A 17,570-nucleotide genomic window follows, 5' to 3' on the forward strand; every position below is an offset into this window, starting at 1 on the left:
GCGGGATCCACGCCCGGAAGGGGAGCCCCTTGACAGACGGCGGCCCCTGCCCACGTCGGGGCAGGGGCCGCTCGTCTCAGCGCGTGAGCGGTGTCGTGTCGGTGTCCGTCGGGTCGGCATCGGCCGCGACGGCGGTCGCCGAGACGCCGTCTGCGCGCCCGACCCCGCGCTGTGCGGCCTCCAACCTCTCGGCCTCCTCGCCACTGACGGCCTCGCCGCGTGCGACGAGTCCTGCCTGATCCGACAGCGGGATCTGCTTGAGGAACAAAGAGAGCAGCAGCGCGAGCACGATGAACGGCATGAGGTACCAGAAGACCGGCGCGAGAGCGTCCGCGTAGGCGGTGACGATGCCCTCCCGCACCTCGTCCGGCAGCGAGTTGAGGGTCGAAGGATCGATCGTCGATGCGGCCTCGGAGGCGCCTTCGGGGGAGGCGCCGGCGCCGGTGAAGACGCCGAGCAGGTTCTCAGTCAGACGTGTGGTGAAGATCGTCCCGAACACCGCGGTTCCCAGAGACGCCCCCACCTCGCGGAAGTAATTGTTCGTGCTCGTCGCGGTGCCAATCTCGCCGGCCGGGACCGCGTTCTGCACGACCAGGACGACGACCTGCATGATGAGGCCGAGCCCGGCGCCGAACACGAACAGGAACACGCAGATCAGCCAGATCGGCGTCGACGCCGACAGGGTGGTCATCGAGACCATGGCGATGCCGGTGATGATGGTGCCGAGGATCGGATAGATCCGGTACTTGCCGGTCTTCGAGATCGCGATTCCGGAGAAGATCGACGTGCCCATGAGCCCCACCATCATCGGGATCATCAGCAGTCCGGATTCCGCCGCAGACGTGCCGGAGGACATCTGCAGGAACGTCGGCACGAAGCCGATCGCCGCGAACATCCCGATTCCGAGCACCAGCCCGATCGCGGTGGCGTTGACGAAGATCGGATTGCGGAACAGGCTCAGCGGGATGATCGGGTCCTGAACCCGCGATTCGGTGATCACGAAGGCGGTCGCGGCGACGACCAGCCCGGCGCCCCAGGCCCAGGTCGCGAGCGAGTCCCAACCGAACTCCTTGTCTCCGCCGAAGTCCGTGAAGAAGATCAGGCACGTGGTCGCGATCGAGAGGAAGATGACGCCGAAGATGTCGATCGGCTTCTCGGCCTTCTTGCTCGGCAGCTTGAGTGCGACCAGCGCGATGATGAATGCCGCGATCCCGACGGGGATGTTGATGTAGAACGCCCACTGCCAGGTCAGGTGGTCGACGAAGTAGCCGCCGAGGAGCGGGCCGGCGACGGCGGACAGCCCGAAGACCGCACCGAGCGGCCCCATGTACTTGCCGCGCTCGTTGGCAGGGACGATGTCGGCGATGATCGCCTGGGACAGGATCATCAGGCCGCCACCGCCGAGGCCCTGCAGGGCGCGGAAGACGACGAACATCCAGAAATCGGTGGCGAATGCGCAGCCGATCGAGGCCAGGGTGAACAGGGCGATCGCGACGAGGAACAGGGTGCGTCGACCCAGTACGTCGCCGAACTTGCCGTAGATGGGCATCACGATCGTGGTGGCCAGGAGATAGGCGGTGGTGATCCACACCTGGTGGTCGACGCCGCCGAGCTGTCCGACGATCGTCGGCATGGCGGTGGACACGATGGTCTGGTCGAGGCTGGAGAGCAGCATGCCTGCGATGAGGGCGCTGAAGATGATCCAGATGCGGCGCTTCGTGAGCAGGAAGGGGGCGTCCTTCGTGGAGGTGGCGGACATTCAGTGCGCTTTCTGTGACGGTGCGTAGAGCGAGCGGGCGACGTCGAGGCGTCGGGTGAGGAGATCGGCGAACGGCTCGGTCGACTGGCGATGCAGCAGCTCGTCCATGCTCATGCGCACGAGCGCGCCGACGGTGTGCACGACCACCTCGGCCTGCAGCTCGGCGGCGTCGTCGGCGGTGCGATCGGTCTCGGCGGTTCGGCGGAGGATCAGCCCCACATCGCGCCTCTCGTTCTTCGCGAGATGCTCGAAGGCTGCCTTGAGCAGACGCGGCTCCTGCTCGATCACGGCGAACATCGCGGGGGCGTCCTCGACCGGGTTGAACAGCTCGAAGCGGCGGATCGTCAACCGGAGGAAGTCGTCGAGCAGGTCTCCGCGTCGGGCGGCGAACTCCTCCTCGAGCGCCTCCTGGGACGAGTCGATCGTCGCGAACCCGAAGACCGCATTCTCCTTGCTCTCGAAGTAGTTGAAGAACGTGCGGCGGGAGACTCCGACCTCGGCGCACACCTCCTCGATCGTGAACCCGGCGAACCCCTTCTCCGTCGTCAGACGTCGTGCGGCGTCGGTGAGGGCGCGGGAGGTCTCTCGCTTGCGCTGTTCTCGCAAGGAATCTGCACTGTCGGTCATGGAGTGCAATATTGCACTCTCAACCTTTGAGTGCACCGTGAGCGGTTCGTCAGGGGTCTTCAGAGATTTCTTTCGACGGATCTGTGACATCTGCCGTTCGGTATACGTCCTAGTGGTGGCGTCGCCGACCGCGACCTGCGCTTCGCACTGCGAGCGGCATGAGGAAGAAGGAGCTCACGATGACGAACACGACAGGTGGCACCCAGCCCGAGATTCAGGTCGTCACCCCGCCGCAGGGGGCTGCGGTGGGGACGACCACGATCGAGGATGCGGTGGTCGCGAAGATCGCCGGCATCGCTGCGCGTGACGTCAGCGGAGTCCATGCGCTCGGCGGGGGCGCCGCACGCATGGTGGGCGCGATTCGGGACGCGCTCAACACGACCGACCTCTCGCAGGGGATCAGCGTCGCGGTCGGCGAAGCACAGATCACCGTCGACGTGACGATCGTCGCCGAGTACCCCGTCTCGCTGCAGAAGGTCGCGGATGACGTCCGCGCGGCGATCCACCGGGACATGGTCGATCTGGTCGGGGTGGGCGTGGTCGAGGTCAACGTCACCATCGACGACGTGCACGTCCCCTCGGATGACGAAGGCGACACCGCAGACACGGACGAGGCACCGACGGCATAAGCCGCCTCGTCGAGGACTCGGCCCCGAGATGCGGGGTCGGTGGAGAAGGAGAAGGAGAAGCCATGAGCGCTGAAGACAAGATCAAGGCCGCAGCCGAGAAGATCGCGGGCAAGGCGAAGGAGACCGTCGGCAAGGTCATCGATGACGACAAGCTCGTCGCCGAGGGCAAGGCGGAGCAGGCCAAGGGCAACGTCCGCGATGCCGCCGAGAACGTGAAGGATGCGTTCAAGAAGTGACGAGGCGGGGGAGAGGCCCGTACGGCCTCTCCCCGATCCCTCACAGGCGGGTGAACAATGATCCGATCCGTTGGGGCATCTGTTCCGAATCCCTCAGGGGATCGGATCGAGGGGTGGGGTAGATGGAAGACGAACGCTTTCGCACAGCGCTCGAACACGCGGACGACGGCATCGTCGCCGGACGCGCGATGGACGGCGACGTCGAGGCCTTCGCGGTGCTCGTGCGCAGGTACACGCCCATGATGCGCGCGTACACACAGCGGATGCTGAATGCATCCGCGGATGTGGACGACATCGTGCAGGAGTCCTTCGTCACCGCCTGGCAGCGGTTCGGCGAACTCGAGGATCCGGCCAAGGTCAAGAGCTGGCTGATGAGGATCGTGAGCCGGAAGGCCGTGGATCGCATCCGCGCGATCCGCCCGGCCGTCGACATCGATTCGATCGACCGTCCGGCTCCATTGCATGCCTCACCGACCGCGGTCGTCGAGGCGCGTGCGGGCGTCGCCGCCCTCGGGGCAGCGCTTCGAGAGCTGCCGGATGCGCAGCGCGAATGCTGGGTGCTGCGGGAGATCGGCGGGTACTCCTACGAGGAGATCTCCGAGGAGCTCGACATCCCCGTCTCGACCGCGCGCGGCCTGCTCGCGCGGGCCCGGAAATACATGATCGTACGGATGGAGGAGTGGCGATGACCGACGAGAGAGAGACTCGCGAAGTCCGCCGGCTCGGCCTGGAACCGACCGATCTCGACGGGCACACGCTCGACGAGCTCACCGACTATCTCGACGCGGGGCGACAGCCCGCCGATCGCTCGATCGACGAGTCGCCCGGCTGTCAGCTGGCGCTGGACGCACTGGAACGGCTGCAGGGGCTCGGTGCTGAGCTCATCGCCGCAGAAGCCGCAGCCGAACCCCCGGTCGACGAGAACTGGGTCGATCGCATCCTCAGCGGCATCGCGATGGATGCGCGCGCCGGACGCCGCATCCCCTTCGAGTCACCGGATCCGCACGTGGATCTCGCGATCACCGAGGGAGCGGTGCGCGGCCTCATCCGCTCTGCGGAGAATGCCGTGCCGGGACTCCTCGTCGGGCGCTGTCGACTCGACGGGGACGTGACGCAGGCGGGTGCGCCGATCCGGATCGAGATCGACGCGAGCGCTCTGCATGGTCAGTCGATCCCGAAGGTCGCCGCTGAGCTGCGGGCCGAGGTCGATCGAGGCCTTCGCGCGCATACCGAGTTGAACGTGATCGCGATCGACATCGCGATCAAGGACGTCCGGGAGGTGTCGTCGTGGGCGGGAGAGAGCCGATGAGGGCGGAGGAGCGCGACGAGCTCGCCGCGGCGATCGAGGCGACGCTGCGGTCGACGCCGGGCGTTCGCAGCGTCTACCGATCGGGTTCCCTGATCTCCAACCTGCTGCGCGCGGGAGCCGAGGCGATCGGCGTGCGCAAGGACGACGAGCCGATCGTGTCGGTGGTCGCCGCGGGCGACGGGGTGGCGGTGGAGGCGACGCTCGGTGTGGACTCCGGCGCGAAGTCCGCGGAGATCCTCCGCACTGTGCACGCGGCCATCGACGCATTGCTCGGGGCGCGCGGCATGCAGCGGGAGAGCATCACGCTCACGGTCGCGCACGTGCAGGCCGGCGCGCACGGGCAGGCGCACGTGGGATCCTGACCCCGTGCCTACGACCACCGAGTGCCGCCGTCCGGGGGGACGGCGGCACTCGGTCTTGCGGAAGCGATCAGGCGGAGGCGGCGCGCAGTCCTTCGAGGAGCGGGGTCGTCGGGCGACCGATCAGACGCGCGAGCGTGCCGTCGGTGTCGGCGAGTGCCCCGTCCTTGATGCCGGCGTCGAGCGCGGCGACGAATCCGGCCGTGCCCTCGTCGAGGCCGGCCTCACGCAGCGCCGCGACCTGGTCGTCGAAGCCGAGACGCACATACGAGACCTCGCGTCCGGTCAGCTCGGAGAAGGTCGCAGCGAGGTCGGAGTACGTCCAGGCGACGTCGCCCGCCAGCTCGTACACCTCGCCGATGTGCCCGTCTTCGAGCGCCACTGCGGCCGCAGCCTCGGCGAAGTCCCTGCGGCTCGCCGAGGCGACGCGTCCGTCCCCGGCACCGGCGGCGAGCACGCCCGTCTCGGCGGAGCGGGTGAGGTCGGCGACGTAGTTCTCGGTGTACCAGTTGTTGCGGAGGATCACCGCGGGCACACCTGCGGCGGCGATGAGCTCTTCCGTCGCCTTGTGCTCCGGCGCCAGGACCAGGTCGCTCGTGGTGGCCTTCGGCACACTCGTGTAGACGAGCTTCGAGACGCCGGCGGCCTTCGCCGCATCGATGACCGCGCGGTGCTGGGCGACGCGCTGACCGACCTCGGAGCCGGAGACCAGCACGACGGTGTCGATACCCTCGATGGCGGTCGCGACCGAGGCGGCGTCGGTGTAGTCGAGGTGCACGACACGCACGCCCAGATCGGCGGCCTTGGCCGTGTTGCGAGCTCCGGCGACGATCGACTGCGGGTCGGCGCCGCGCTCGAGGAGGCCGGCGATGATGAGACGGCCGAGGTTGCCGGTCGCACCGGTGACGAGGATGGTCATGAGGGTCCTTTCGTAAGTGACATCCTCGACAACCCGAGAGCGGGCATCCCGCATTCCATCCAGCGGGTACCCACTTTGAAGTAAGGTACCCACATGACGGTTAGTTTCGCGCAGATAAAGGAATCCACTCCGTTCGTCTTCGATCAGAACTGCGGCACGCGCGTCATCCTCGATCACATCATGAGCAAGTGGGGCGTTCTCGTGCTCTCCTGCCTGTCCGACGGCACCCACCGCTGGGGCGCGCTGCGACGGGAAGTCGACGGCATCAGCGAGAAGATGCTCGCCTCCACCCTGCGTACGCTCGCCGACGACGGATTGGTGCACCGGGAATCCCTCCCGACCGTGCCGCCCCACGTGGAGTACAGCCTGACCCCGCTCGGGCGTGACCTGATGGAGAGGATGCTGCCGTTGATGGAGTGGGTGGCCGAGCACGCTGACGGCATGCTCGAAAGGCCCTGATTCCACGGATTCCGTCGTGAAGGTCCATTCCGCGCTTCGGATTCAGACGGTCGAAGAAACCCGTTGACGCGATAACCGCGGTGGCTCTACTGTTCTGACATGGCAGCAACGACGCCGATTCATCTGGAACGACCCGACGGCAAGGGTCTGGCTGCGGGAACACTGGGGCTCTGGGGCTCGACCGTCATCGGTCTCGCCTCGACGGCGCCGGTCTACTCGCTCGTCGCGACGCTCGGCTTCGTGGTGCTCGCTGTGGGCGCCCAGGCGCCGATCGCCTTCATCATCGCCTTCGTCCCGATGCTCCTGATCGCCTTCGCCTATCGCGAGCTCAACAACGCGGTCCCCGACTGCGGGACGACCTTCACCTGGGGGACCAAGGCCTTCGGTCCGTGGGTCGGCTGGATGGGCGGCTGGGGTGTGGCGGTGGCCGGCATGGTCGTGCTCGCCAACCTGGCCCAGATCGCCTCGGTCTACTTCTGGTCGCTGATCGGGCAGGACCTGGAGAACAACGACTGGCGGGTCGTCGTGGTGGCCGTGCTCTTCATCGCGGCCATGACCTGGGTCAGCTGGCGCGGGGTCGAGATCGGCGAGCGCATCCAGAACATCCTGCTCGGCATCCAGTACCTCGCCCTCGCGATCTTCGTCGTCACCGCGCTCTGGCAGTTCTTCGCCGGCACCGCACCCAATCCGACCCCGTTCGACTGGGAGTGGATGAACCCGTTCGCGTTCACCGACTGGTCGGGGTTCACCGAGGCCATCCTGCTCGCACTCTTCATCTACTGGGGATGGGACACCTGCCTCGCCCTGAACGAGGAGACGAAGGACCCGAAGCGCATTCCGGGCCGCGCAGCGCTCCTGACGACCGTGATCCTGCTGTTCACCTACGTCGCCGTGACCATCGCGGCCATGATGTACGCCGGTCTCGGAGAAGACGGCACGGGCCTGGGCAACGAGGCGAACGCCGACGACTTCTTCCTGGCGATCAAGGACGGGCTGCTCGGACCGTTCGGCTGGGTGCTGGTGGTCTCGGTGATCATCTCGGCGATCTCGTCGACCCAGACCACGATCCTCCCCACCGCTCGCGGCACGCTCGCGATGGGTGTGTACCGCGCTCTGCCCGCCCGGTTCAAGGAGGTGCACCCGACCTACAAGACCCCGTCGTTCTCGACCATCGTGATGGGCGTGGTCGCGTCGCTCTACTACGTCGGGATGACGCTGATCAGCGACAACATCCTTCAGGACTCGATCCTCTCGCTGGGGCTCGCGATCGCGTTCTACTACGCCATCACCGGGTTCGCCTGCGTCTGGTACTTCCGCAAGGATCTGACCTCCTCCGCCCGCGAGTTCTTCTTCAAGGGCCTGTTCCCGCTGCTGGGCGGGCTCATGCTGGCCTGGGCGTTCATCCAGTCGGCGATCGACATGTGGGACGTCGACTACGGCTACACGGTCCTGTTCGGCATCGGCGGTACGTTCGTGATCGGCGTCGGCTCGCTGGCCTTCGGCCTGGTGCTGATGTTCCTCTGGTACCTGTTCCCTCGATCGAAGCGGTTCTTCCGCGGTGAGAGCCTGAACCGGGAGACCCAGGTGATGGTGCCGGACGAGCCCGCCGTGACGATCCGTTCCATCGACGGAGGCATCTGAGGATGCCGGTCGCGACGGCGGATCTCTACGACGAGCTCGAAGAGGGGATCCAGTCGCTCTCGCTGCAGCTGCGATCGTTCGGCGGCCGGTCGGCATTCGACGGTCCGATCCGCACCGTCCGCTGTTTCGAGGACAACGCGCTCGTGAAGTCCGTGCTGGCGACACCCGGTGCGGGCGCCGTGCTCGTCGTCGACGGTGCAGGCTCGCTCGAGACGGCGCTAATGGGTGACCTGATCGCGGCGTCAGCGGTGGCGAACGGCTGGGCGGGTGTCGTGATCAACGGGGCGATCCGCGACCGCGTCGCGATCGATGCACTCGACCTCGGCGTCAAGGCGCTGGGCACCAATCCGCGCAAGAGCGCCAAGCTCGGTGCGGGCGAGCTCGACGTCACGCTCGTGATCGCTGGAGTGGTGTTCCGACCCGGGGCGCATCTCTACAGCGATGAGGACGGCATCCTGGTCGAGCGCTGAGGGTCGCCCGGTGGTACCGGGGCGCTTGTCCTAGGCTTGCTGCGTGCGCATCCGTCTCGACATCGCCTACGACGGCACCCACTTCCGCGGGTGGGCGAAGCAGCCGACTCTCCGCACGGTCCAGGGGACGCTGGAAGCCGCGCTCGCGCGCATCGTCGGCTCCGACGTGCAGTTCGTGGTGGCCGGCCGCACCGACGCCGGAGTGCATGCGAGCGGGCAGGTCGCGCACGTCGACCTCGACGAGAAGCAGTGGTCGCGCATCGAAGCGAGGCAGGGGCGTGCACCGCTGGAACCAGCCGAGACCATCGCCGGGCGCATGCGGGGAGTGCTCGGCGCCTACTCCGATGTCACCGTGACCCGCACGTCGATCGCTCCTGAGGGGTTCGACGCCCGGTTCTCCGCCGTCTGGCGACGCTACCGTTACCGTCTCGCCGATGGTCAGGCGGGCTACGATCCGCTACGCCGCCACGACACGACCGTCGTCCGCGGTCGCCTCGACGAACGTGCGATGGATGCCGCGGCGAGGACCCTGATCGGACTGCACGACTTCGCGGCGTACTGCAAGCCGCGTGAGGAGGCGACGACCATCCGCACCCTGCTCGACTACCGCTGGGAGCGCGATGCCGACGGCGTGCTCGTCGCCGAGGTCAAGGCCGATGCGTTCTGCCACAGCATGGTGCGCGCGCTCGTGGGCGCCTGCGTGGCCGTGGGCGAGGGGCGCCTCGACGTCGACGACCTCGTGGTGCTGCGCGATGCGCTCACCCGGACCAGCGAGTTCAAGGTGCTCGCCGCTCGCGGCTTGATCCTCACCGAGGTCGGCTACCCCGCAGACGAGCTGCTCTCGTCCCGCGCCACTCAGACCCGCGCCCGTCGCGATGGAGCGAGCGGCTGAGATGACGGCGCCGCCCGGCAGCGTCGCAGACATCGTGATGTGCGCGTGCTCTCGGTGAGGGCGTTATCGGAATCCGCTGAGGATACGGTGACGATCCGGAGCCGGGGCACAGCAGGGGCGAGTAGCGTGGAACGGTCATGAAGGTCATCTCGTACAACCTCCAGAAGCACCGGGCCGCCGGCGAACTCGCGGCGCTGGTGCGCGAGCACGATCCCGACATCCTCTGCCTGCAGGAGTGCGACGTGCCCGAGCTGCCGGCGCAGATCGGCGATCTCGTGCTCGCGGACGCCACCCAGGGCAACCGCCTCGGACTCGCGCTCTTCTATCGCGCGAGCACGTTCCGCCTGCAGGCGATCCGCATGCTCGGCCTCAAGAAGTCGCTGCACGACCGCATCGCGAAACCGGCGCACGAGCGCGTGCTCGGTGCGCGGCTGAGCGACATCGACGACCGCCAGGATTTCATCGTCGCCTCGTTCCACGCAGCACCGCTGACCGCGTTGAACTCCCTGCGACGCCACCAGATCCGTGCCGCGCTCACCGAGCTCGCGGCACTCGGCGAAGGTCTGCCCCAGCTGATGGTGGGGGACTACAACTACCCGATCTTCAAGGAGAACCTCGGGCAGGCCGTGCGCGACCACGGATACGCGCTCTCTCTCAGCGACGACCACACCTACACGCGCTACCGCGTCTTCCGCGGGCACTACGACTTCGCCACCTCCACGGGGTTCGAGATCGAGCGCATCACGACCCTGCCGCAGGGGGCGAGCGATCACCGGCCGATCCTCGTGACGGTCAAGCCCGACTGAGCCCGTGGTTTGGGCATACGGCACGGCGTGGCGTATGATTTCTCTTTGGTGCCTTTCCCCGCTCGCGGAGAAGGGGCATCGTCCGAACGTGAGCCCTCCACTGGCGTGTTCCTCCCTGTCGGGAAGAACCACCCCGGAGTGGGATTCACGAACTTCTCCGTTCGACACAAGAAAGCAGCACTATCGTGACGCGCACTTACACCCCCAAGGCTGGCGAAGTCCAGCGCGATTGGGTCGTCATCGACGCCACCGACGTCGTTCTCGGCCGTCTGGCCTCGCACGCCGCTACGCTCCTGCGTGGCAAGCACAAGCCGACCTTCGCCAACCACATCGACTCGGGTGACTTCGTCATCATCGTGAACGCGGAGAAGGTTGCGCTCACCGGTCAGAAGCTCCAGAAGAAGATGGCCTACCGCCACTCCGGTTACCCGGGCGGCCTGAAGTCGGTCACCTACGCCGAGCTCCTCGAGAAGAACCCGGTCCGCGCTGTCGAGAAGGCCATCCGTGGCATGCTCCCCAAGAACAGCATCGGCCGCCAGCAGCTGTCCAAGCTCAAGGTGTACGTCGGTGCCGAGCACCCGCACGCCGCGCAGCAGCCGACGCCGTACACCCTCGACCAGGTCGCCCAGTAAGCGCCGTAAGACTTAAAGGACATACTCGTGGCTGACATCCAGGACACCACCGAAACCCCCCAGAACTTCTCGACGTCGACTCCCGAGACCGACGTGGTCGAGGCGGCTCCCCGCCCCGTCCTCAGCGTCCCGGGTGCCGCTGTCGGCCGTCGCAAGCAGGCCATCGCCCGCGTGCGCATCGTCCCCGGCTCGGGAACGATCACGGTCAACGGCCGCACGATCGAGGACTACTTCCCGAACAAGCTGCACCAGCAGCTGATCAACGACCCGTTCACCGTGCTGAACCTCGCCGGTGCATACGACGTCATCGCGCGCATCTCCGGCGGCGGCCCCTCGGGCCAGGCCGGTGCGCTTCGCCTCGGCATCGCCCGTTCGCTGAACGGCATCGACGAGGAGAACAACCGCCCGACCCTGAAGAAGGCCGGCTTCCTCTCGCGCGACGCCCGCGTCAAGGAGCGCAAGAAGGCTGGACTCAAGAAGGCCCGTAAGGCGCCTCAGTACTCGAAGCGTTAAGGTCAACTGCTCCGATGCCGATCTTTGGCACGGACGGTGTGCGAGGACTCGCCAATGGCATCCTCACCGCCGACCTGGCGCTCACCCTGGCCCAGGCGACTGCTGTCGTCCTGGGCCAGGGCCGTACTGCGGAGGCTCGCAAGGCCGAAGGCAAGCGACTCACCGCAGTGGTCGCCCGAGACCCCCGGGTCTCCGGACACTTCATCGCCGCGGCCGTCGCCGCGGGTCTCGCCTCTTCCGGAGTCGACGTGCTCGAGGCGGGAGTCATTCCGACGCCCGCGCTCGCATTCCTCGTCGCCGACCGTGACGCCGACTTCGGCGTGATGATCTCGGCGTCGCACAATGCTGCGCCCGACAACGGGATCAAGATCTTCGCCCGCGGAGGCCGCAAGCTTCCCGACGTGGTCGAGCAGCGCATCGAAGAGGCCATGGCTGGCGACAAGCTGCGCCCCACGGGCGCCGGAGTCGGTCGCATCGATCGGTTCTCCGACGCCGAGGACCGCTACGTGGTGCACCTGCTCGGATCGCTCCCGAACCGCCTGGACGGCATCCACGTGGTGCTCGACTGCGCCCACGGCGCGGCATCCGGCGTCTCACCGGAGACGTTCCGCGACGCCGGCGCCGAGGTGACCGTCATCGGGGCAGACCCCGACGGCTGGAACATCAACGACGGTGTCGGCTCGACCCACCTCGACAACCTCGCCGAGGCCGTCGTGCGTCTGGGCGCCGACATCGGCATCGCCCACGACGGCGACGCCGACCGGTGCCTCGCGGTGGATGCCGAGGGAAACCACATCGACGGTGACCAGATCATGGCCATCCTCGCGGTGTCCATGAAGGAGCGCGGTCACCTCACCGACGACACCCTCGTCGCGACGGTGATGAGCAACCTCGGTCTGCATGTCGCGATGCGCGAGCACGGGATCACCGTCCGACAGACCGCTGTCGGAGACCGCTACGTGCTCGAGGACATGAACGAGGGCGGCTACGCGCTCGGCGGCGAGCAGTCCGGTCACGTCATCATGAGCGAGTACGCCACCACGGGTGACGGAATCCTCACAGGCCTGCACCTGGTGGCCGAGATGGCGCGGCAGAAGAAGTCGATCGCCGAGCTCGCATCGGTGATGACCATCTATCCGCAGGTTCTCATCAACGTGCGCGATGTCGACAAGGACCGCGTCGCAGACGACGAGGTCGTGCAGCAGGCCGTGCGCGACATCGAGATCGAGCTGGGTGATTCCGGACGCGTGCTGCTGCGCAAGTCCGGCACCGAGCCGCTGGTGCGTGTGATGGTGGAGGCGGCCGACGCAGAGTCGGTGCATGCCTATGCCGGACGCCTCGCGGCGGTGGTGCAGGAGCGCCTGTCGCTCTGACGTCCGCACAGATTCAGTGACGGCCGACCGCTGTGTTCAGCGGTCGGCCGTCTCGTTCTGGGGGCGTTGCGCGGCCTCGCGGTGCGCGCGAAGCGCACGGGGGTGGCGCCGTACTCTTCCTCGAGTGCGCGACGCAGGCTGATGGGTGAGGGGAAGCCGGCACGCTGCGAGATCTGCTCGATGCTCAGCGAGTCGAACCGGCTGTCGAGCAGGAGCGACTTGGCCAGACGCGCCCGCTGACGCCTGATCTCGCAGGCCACGCTGTTCTCCGCCTCCGCGAAGACCAGCTGCAGCTGACGCAGCGATGATCGCACTTCGCGGGCGACCCGTGCGGGGTTCAGCGCAGGGTCGCTGCACTGCTGCGCGATGACAGCGACCGCCTTGTCGCGCAGAGCGGCGTGGGGGGAACGGTGCCCGGATGCCCCGTCGATGCGGTCGAGCAGGATGGCTCCGCTCATCTCCACGATCAGGCGCTCGATCGCGTAGCGTTCGATCGCGGTCGCCGTGTCGTCGACGGCCAAGACCTGCTCGACGAAGGCATGCATCGCGCGGTCCAGCGGGCGCCGCTCCTCGAGGACCTGAGCGGTGGCGGGCAGCGCCGCGACGAATGCTCCGAGCGCGGCCCGGGGAACACACGCGGCGGTGATGCTCCAGGAGCCTGCGCAGCGCACGTGCTGGGCGATCCCGGACGGCGCGATCACGAGCCCGCTCCCGACCGGCATCCACGGGCCGTTGTGCTCTTTCGCCACGAGTCCGGGTGCATCGACGAAGGCGAACACGGCGTGGTCGGGGCGTACGGTGACGGTGTCGATGGACAGTTCGTGGGCTGCGCCCTGCATCGACAGCAGGAGCACGGGGCCGGTCGTTCGCTGCGTCGACGTGATCGTCGTGCGTTCGTCGACGACATGCACGCCGTGTGAGAGCAGCTCTCCTGAGCCGATCTCTCTCACATCTCCCGGACTCACACAGCCTCCCCGACGCCGATGACCATGGGGCGGCCCCGACCCTGGGCCGGTGCTCGCTTGGTCAGAGGATACCGGCGGCGACGGAGGCGGCAACAGAGCCTGTCCCTCCGTGCGACCGGTCGCTCAGCGTCGGGAGTCGTTCCAACCCAGCTGCTCGATGTACCGCAGCAGCACGCCTTCACGCAGCGCCCACGGCGATACTTCGAGCTCGTCGACGTCCAAGGCGGTCATCGCGGCGTGCAACGACACGGCGGCCGCCACGATCTGGAACGTGCGATCCGGTGTGATGCCCGGCAGCTCCTGACGCGCGGAAGCGGGAAGGCGTGCGAGGCGTGGGATCCACGATCCGAGCGACGCCCGGGGGAGCAGCATCCGCTCGCTTCCGGACCACCCCGGCGCCGGGTAGCCGACCAGTCGGGCCAGAGAACGGATGGCCTTCGACGACCCCACGACGTGATCGGGCCGGGGGAGCGCGACGAACCGCGGGAGGACATCGGCCAGGGTCGTCGCCGCGTGGGCGCGCAGCCGCTCCACATCGCTCTCGCCCGGAGGATCGTTCGGCAGGAACTGCACCGTCATGCGTCCGGCGCCGAGGGGAACGGATGCCGCAGCGTCGGGCATCTCCTCCGCTCCTGCGGCGATCTCGAGTGAACCGCCCCCGATGTCGAGGAGCAGGATCTGTCCGGCCGACCAGCCGAACCAGCGTCGCACCGCGAGGAACGTCAGCTCGGCCTCGGTCTCCCCATCGAGCACCTGCAAGGGCTGGCCGAGAGCCGCTTCGATGCGAGCGATGACCTCGGTTCCGTTGCGCGCATCGCGGACGGCGCTCGTCGCCGTGGCCAGCAGCGCGTCGACGCGCTCGCTCTCCGCCACGCGCCGCGCCTGCGCGACCGCGGCGACGAGGGCGACGACGCCTTCTTCCGAGATGGAGCCGTCGGGCGTGAGGTAGCGCATGAGGCGCAGCACCGTCCTGTCGCTCGTCGTCGCGAGCGGCCGTCCGCCGGGGCGGACGTCGGCCGCCAGCATGTGGACGGTGTTGGATCCGATGTCGAGGACTCCCAGGCGCACGGAAAGAGACTACTCGCCCCCCGATACGATGTACTCCGTGACCACCGCCGACCCCACGCTGCCACTGTCGCCCTATCGGGAGATCGGACGCGCGGAGTGGGCGCGCCTGGCGGCCGGGCTCGACCAGCCGCTCACCGAGACCGAGGTCGTCGAGCTCCGCGGCATCGGGGACCGTCTCTCCCTCACCGAGGTGCGCGAGGTGTACCTGCCGCTGAGCCGTCTGCTCAGCCTGTACGCCACCGCGACGAAGCGACTGGGCGCTGCCACCTCGTCGTTCCTCCAGGAAGACGACACCACGACGCCGTTCGTCGTGGGCGTCGCCGGTTCCGTGGCTGTGGGCAAGTCCACCATCGCCCGTCTGCTGCGCGAGCTCATGAGCCGCTGGCCGGGAACGCCTCGGGTGGAGCTGGTCACCACCGACGGATTCCTGTACCCGAACGCCGAGCTCGAGCGCCGCGGCATCATGGATCGCAAAGGGTTCCCCGAGTCGTACGACCGTCGAGCGCTGATCGAGTTCCTCACCGAGGTCAAGAGCGGCGCCACCGAGGTGCGGGCCCCGTTCTACTCCCACATGCGCTACGACATCGTGCCGGATGCGAACGTCGTCGTGCGCCGGCCCGACGTCGTGATCGTCGAGGGACTGAACGTGCTGCAGCCGCCGCCCGCTCCGAACGATGTCGCCGTGAGCGACCTGTTCGACTTCTCGATCTTCGTCGACGCCGACACCTCGCACATCGAGAAGTGGTACGTCGACCGCTTCCTCGCGCTCCGTCAGGCCGCTTTCAGCAACCCGTCCTCGTACTTCAACGTGTTCGCGCACCTCACCGACGAGGAGGCGATCACCACGGCCCTCGGCTACTGGAACGAGATCAACATGCCCAACCTCGTCGAGAACGTGATGCCCACGCGGCACCGTGCACGGCTCGTGCTGCGCAAGGGCGCGGACCACGATGTCGAGACGGTGCTGCTGCGCAAACTCTGAGGCCGGAGCCGGACCGTCGCCGTCCGAAGAATGTACGGACGACTCGCAAAAAAACCGTCTTACTCTTGATCCCATGTGTGGAATCGTCGGATACGTGGGCCCGCGCCCCAGCCAGGACATCCTTCTCGCAGGCCTCGCCCGCCTCGAGTACCGCGGATACGACTCCGCGGGTGTCGCCGTCATCGACGGAGACGGCGTGCTCGGCATGCGCAAGAAGGCGGGCAAGCTCGCCGTGCTGCGCGACTCGCTCGCCGACGCGCCTCTGCCCGATGGGTCGACCGGGATCGGACACACCCGCTGGGCGACGCACGGAGGGCCGACCGACGGCAACGCGCACCCGCACCTGGCAGACGACGACAAGCTCGCCGTCATCCACAACGGCATCATCGAGAACTTCTCCGCACTGCGTGACGAGCTCCTCGCCGACGGCGTGGTGTTCCGCAGCGAGACCGACACCGAGGTCGCCGCTGCCCTGCTCGGACGCGAGTACGCCGGCAACGGCGGCGACCTGCAGCTGGCCTTCCGCAGCATCGTGAACCGCCTCGAGGGCGCGTTCACCCTGCTGGCGATGCACCAGGACCACCCTGGCCTCGTGGTCGGCGCCCGTCGCAACTCCCCGCTCGTGATCGGCCTCGGCGAAGGGGAGAACTTCCTCGGCTCCGACGTCGCCGCGTTCATCGAGTACACGCGCAAGGCGCTCGCGATCGGCCAGGACCAGATCGTCTCGATCACGCCGGAGTCCGTCACCGTCATGGACTTCGCCGGCACGCCCGTCGAGCCCGAGCCGTTCGACGTGTCCTGGGATGCCGCCGCCGCCGAGAAGGGCGGATGGTCGAGCTTTATGGCCAAGGAGGTCGCCGAGCAGCCCGAGGCCGTCGCCAACACGATCCGCGGGCGCATCCACGACGGCCAGGTCGTCATCCCCGAGCTCGACGGACTGGACGAGCTCTTCGTGGGCATCAACCGGGTCATCATCACCGCTTGCGGCACTGCGTCCTACGCGGCGCTGGTCGGCAAGTACGCGATCGAGCAGTGGGCACGCGTGGCCGTCGACGTCGAACTCGCCCACGAGTTCCGCTACCGCGACCCGGTGATCGGCGCCGACACGCTCGTGGTGTCGATCAGCCAGTCGGGCGAGACCATGGACACCCTGATGGCCGTGAAGTACGCCCGCGAACGCGGCGCACGCACGCTGTCGGTCTGCAACACGCAGGGCGCCACGATCCCGCGCGAGTCGGATGCCGTCGTCTACACCCACGCCGGACCCGAGGTCGCTGTGGCCTCGACCAAGGCGTTCTCCGCGCAGATCACCGCGCTCCTTCTGCTGGGCCTGCACATGGGTCGGGTGCGCGGCGCGATCGCCGACGCCTCGGTCGACGTCGCAGAGCTCGCGGCGCTTCCGGAGAAGATCGCCAAGGTGCTCGAGAGCGAGCAGGAGCACGTCACCCAGCTCGCCGGATGGATGGCGGACACGCGTTCGGTGCTGTTCCTGGGGCGCCACGTCGGCTACCCGATCGCGCTCGAGGGTGCGCTCAAGCTCAAGGAGATCTCCTACATCCACGCCGAGGGCTTCGCCGCCGGTGAGCTCAAGCACGGTCCGATCGCGCTCATCGAGCCGGGGCAGCCGGTGTTCGTGCTGGTCCCCTCCCCGCGTCACTCGGCACTCGTGCACTCGAAGGTCGTCTCGAACATCCAGGAGATCCGCGCGCGCGGTGCCCGGGTGATCGTGATCGCCGAGGAGGGCGACGCTGCGGTGCTGCCGTTCGCCGACGAGGTCATCCACATCCCGCTCGCCGGGGCGATGTTCGAGCCGTTGCTCGCCGTCGTGCCGCTGCAGATCTTCGCGATGGCACTGGCCACGGCCAAGGGCCTCGACGTCGACCAGCCGCGCAACCTCGCCAAGTCGGTCACCGTCGAGTAAGGCTCTTCTC

General features: G+C 67.7%; 20 protein-coding genes. 15 read left to right on the plus strand and 5 right to left on the minus strand.

Annotated elements, in window-relative coordinates; all coding sequences use genetic code 11:
* Window positions 1-76: 76 nt before the first annotated feature.
* Both ACP699_RS15615 and ACP699_RS15620 read right to left on the minus strand, forming a co-directional pair.
* Window positions 77-1,759: an MDR family MFS transporter gene (locus tag ACP699_RS15615; protein WP_426172182.1), complete on the minus strand. Its 1,683-nt coding sequence runs from the start codon at window positions 1,757-1,759 to the stop codon at window positions 77-79.
* On the minus strand, window positions 1,760-2,386 hold the full coding sequence (locus ACP699_RS15620) for a TetR/AcrR family transcriptional regulator (protein WP_055877222.1): 627 nt from the start codon (window positions 2,384-2,386) through the stop codon (window positions 1,760-1,762).
* 179 nt (window positions 2,387-2,565) lie between these two features.
* On the opposite strand from ACP699_RS15620, the gene ACP699_RS15625 reads away from it, so the two are divergent.
* From ACP699_RS15625 to ACP699_RS15645, 5 genes are all read left to right on the plus strand, one after another.
* A complete protein-coding gene (locus ACP699_RS15625; RefSeq protein WP_235562598.1) occupies window positions 2,566-3,015 on the plus strand; it encodes an Asp23/Gls24 family envelope stress response protein in 450 nt (149 codons plus the stop codon).
* A 62-nt stretch (window positions 3,016-3,077) separates the two neighbouring features.
* Entirely contained in the window at window positions 3,078-3,251 is a 174-nt protein-coding gene (locus ACP699_RS15630; protein WP_017828199.1) for a CsbD family protein, read from the plus strand.
* Window positions 3,252-3,373: 122 nt separating this feature from the next.
* On the plus strand, window positions 3,374-3,940 hold the full coding sequence (locus tag ACP699_RS15635) for an RNA polymerase sigma factor (protein WP_055877225.1): 567 nt from the start codon (window positions 3,374-3,376) through the stop codon (window positions 3,938-3,940).
* On the plus strand, window positions 3,937-4,560 hold the full coding sequence (locus tag ACP699_RS15640; protein ID WP_055870195.1) for an Asp23/Gls24 family envelope stress response protein: 624 nt from the start codon (window positions 3,937-3,939) through the stop codon (window positions 4,558-4,560). The genes ACP699_RS15635 and ACP699_RS15640 overlap by 4 nt, the downstream gene beginning before the upstream one ends.
* On the plus strand, window positions 4,557-4,922 hold the full coding sequence (locus ACP699_RS15645) for a hypothetical protein (RefSeq protein WP_426172186.1): 366 nt from the start codon (window positions 4,557-4,559) through the stop codon (window positions 4,920-4,922). Before ACP699_RS15640 ends, ACP699_RS15645 begins: the two co-directional genes overlap by 4 nt.
* 67 nt (window positions 4,923-4,989) lie before the next feature.
* Here ACP699_RS15645 and ACP699_RS15650 read toward each other — a convergent pair whose 3' ends face one another.
* Window positions 4,990-5,838, minus strand: coding sequence for an SDR family oxidoreductase (locus ACP699_RS15650; RefSeq protein WP_426172188.1), 849 nt, complete (start codon window positions 5,836-5,838; stop codon window positions 4,990-4,992).
* Window positions 5,839-5,931: 93 nt separating this feature from the next.
* On the opposite strand from ACP699_RS15650, the gene ACP699_RS15655 reads away from it, so the two are divergent.
* The 8 genes from ACP699_RS15655 (at window position 5,932) to glmM (ending at window position 12,624) form a co-directional block, all read left to right on the plus strand.
* A complete protein-coding gene (locus ACP699_RS15655) occupies window positions 5,932-6,297 on the plus strand; it encodes a winged helix-turn-helix transcriptional regulator (RefSeq protein WP_055870204.1) in 366 nt (121 codons plus the stop codon).
* Window positions 6,298-6,396: 99 nt separating this feature from the next.
* The gene (locus ACP699_RS15660; protein WP_055870207.1) at window positions 6,397-7,938 is read left to right on the plus strand and encodes an APC family permease; all 1,542 of its coding nucleotides are present in this window, start codon (window positions 6,397-6,399) and stop codon (window positions 7,936-7,938) included.
* A gap of 2 nt (window positions 7,939-7,940) precedes the next feature.
* Window positions 7,941-8,408 (plus strand): ribonuclease E activity regulator RraA, encoded by a 468-nt coding sequence (gene rraA, locus ACP699_RS15665; RefSeq protein ID WP_127481930.1) that lies wholly within the window; start codon window positions 7,941-7,943, stop codon window positions 8,406-8,408.
* Window positions 8,409-8,451: 43 nt separating this feature from the next.
* Entirely contained in the window at window positions 8,452-9,300 is an 849-nt protein-coding gene (truA, locus tag ACP699_RS15670; protein ID WP_141387854.1) for a tRNA pseudouridine(38-40) synthase TruA, read from the plus strand.
* A gap of 137 nt (window positions 9,301-9,437) precedes the next feature.
* Entirely contained in the window at window positions 9,438-10,106 is a 669-nt protein-coding gene (locus ACP699_RS15675) for an endonuclease/exonuclease/phosphatase family protein (protein ID WP_055870221.1), read from the plus strand.
* Window positions 10,107-10,291: 185 nt separating this feature from the next.
* Window positions 10,292-10,738: a 50S ribosomal protein L13 gene (gene rplM, locus ACP699_RS15680; protein WP_017828209.1), complete on the plus strand. Its 447-nt coding sequence runs from the start codon at window positions 10,292-10,294 to the stop codon at window positions 10,736-10,738.
* Between the two features lie 27 nt (window positions 10,739-10,765).
* A complete protein-coding gene (rpsI, locus tag ACP699_RS15685; RefSeq protein ID WP_017828210.1) occupies window positions 10,766-11,251 on the plus strand; it encodes a 30S ribosomal protein S9 in 486 nt (161 codons plus the stop codon).
* A 14-nt stretch (window positions 11,252-11,265) separates the two neighbouring features.
* Window positions 11,266-12,624, plus strand: coding sequence for a phosphoglucosamine mutase (gene glmM, locus ACP699_RS15690; RefSeq protein ID WP_055877246.1), 1,359 nt, complete (start codon window positions 11,266-11,268; stop codon window positions 12,622-12,624).
* On the opposite strand, the gene ACP699_RS15695 is transcribed toward glmM, so the two are convergent.
* The gene (locus tag ACP699_RS15695; protein ID WP_426172192.1) at window positions 12,576-13,589 is read right to left on the minus strand and encodes a helix-turn-helix domain-containing protein; all 1,014 of its coding nucleotides are present in this window, start codon (window positions 13,587-13,589) and stop codon (window positions 12,576-12,578) included. The genes glmM and ACP699_RS15695 overlap by 49 nt on opposite strands.
* Before the next feature lie 123 nt (window positions 13,590-13,712).
* Window positions 13,713-14,657 (minus strand): Ppx/GppA phosphatase family protein, encoded by a 945-nt coding sequence (locus ACP699_RS15700; RefSeq protein WP_055870230.1) that lies wholly within the window; start codon window positions 14,655-14,657, stop codon window positions 13,713-13,715.
* 28 nt (window positions 14,658-14,685) lie between these two features.
* Between ACP699_RS15700 and coaA the strand changes: the two genes are divergently transcribed.
* On the plus strand, window positions 14,686-15,639 hold the full coding sequence (gene coaA / locus ACP699_RS15705; RefSeq protein ID WP_017828214.1) for a type I pantothenate kinase: 954 nt from the start codon (window positions 14,686-14,688) through the stop codon (window positions 15,637-15,639).
* Window positions 15,640-15,712: 73 nt separating this feature from the next.
* Entirely contained in the window at window positions 15,713-17,560 is a 1,848-nt protein-coding gene (glmS, locus tag ACP699_RS15710; RefSeq protein ID WP_127481935.1) for a glutamine--fructose-6-phosphate transaminase (isomerizing), read from the plus strand.
* Window positions 17,561-17,570 lie beyond the last annotated feature (10 nt).

It is taken from the genome of Microbacterium sp. DWRC1-3, assembly GCF_049896645.1.
Taxonomy (GTDB): domain Bacteria; phylum Actinomycetota; class Actinomycetes; order Actinomycetales; family Microbacteriaceae; genus Microbacterium; species Microbacterium maritypicum.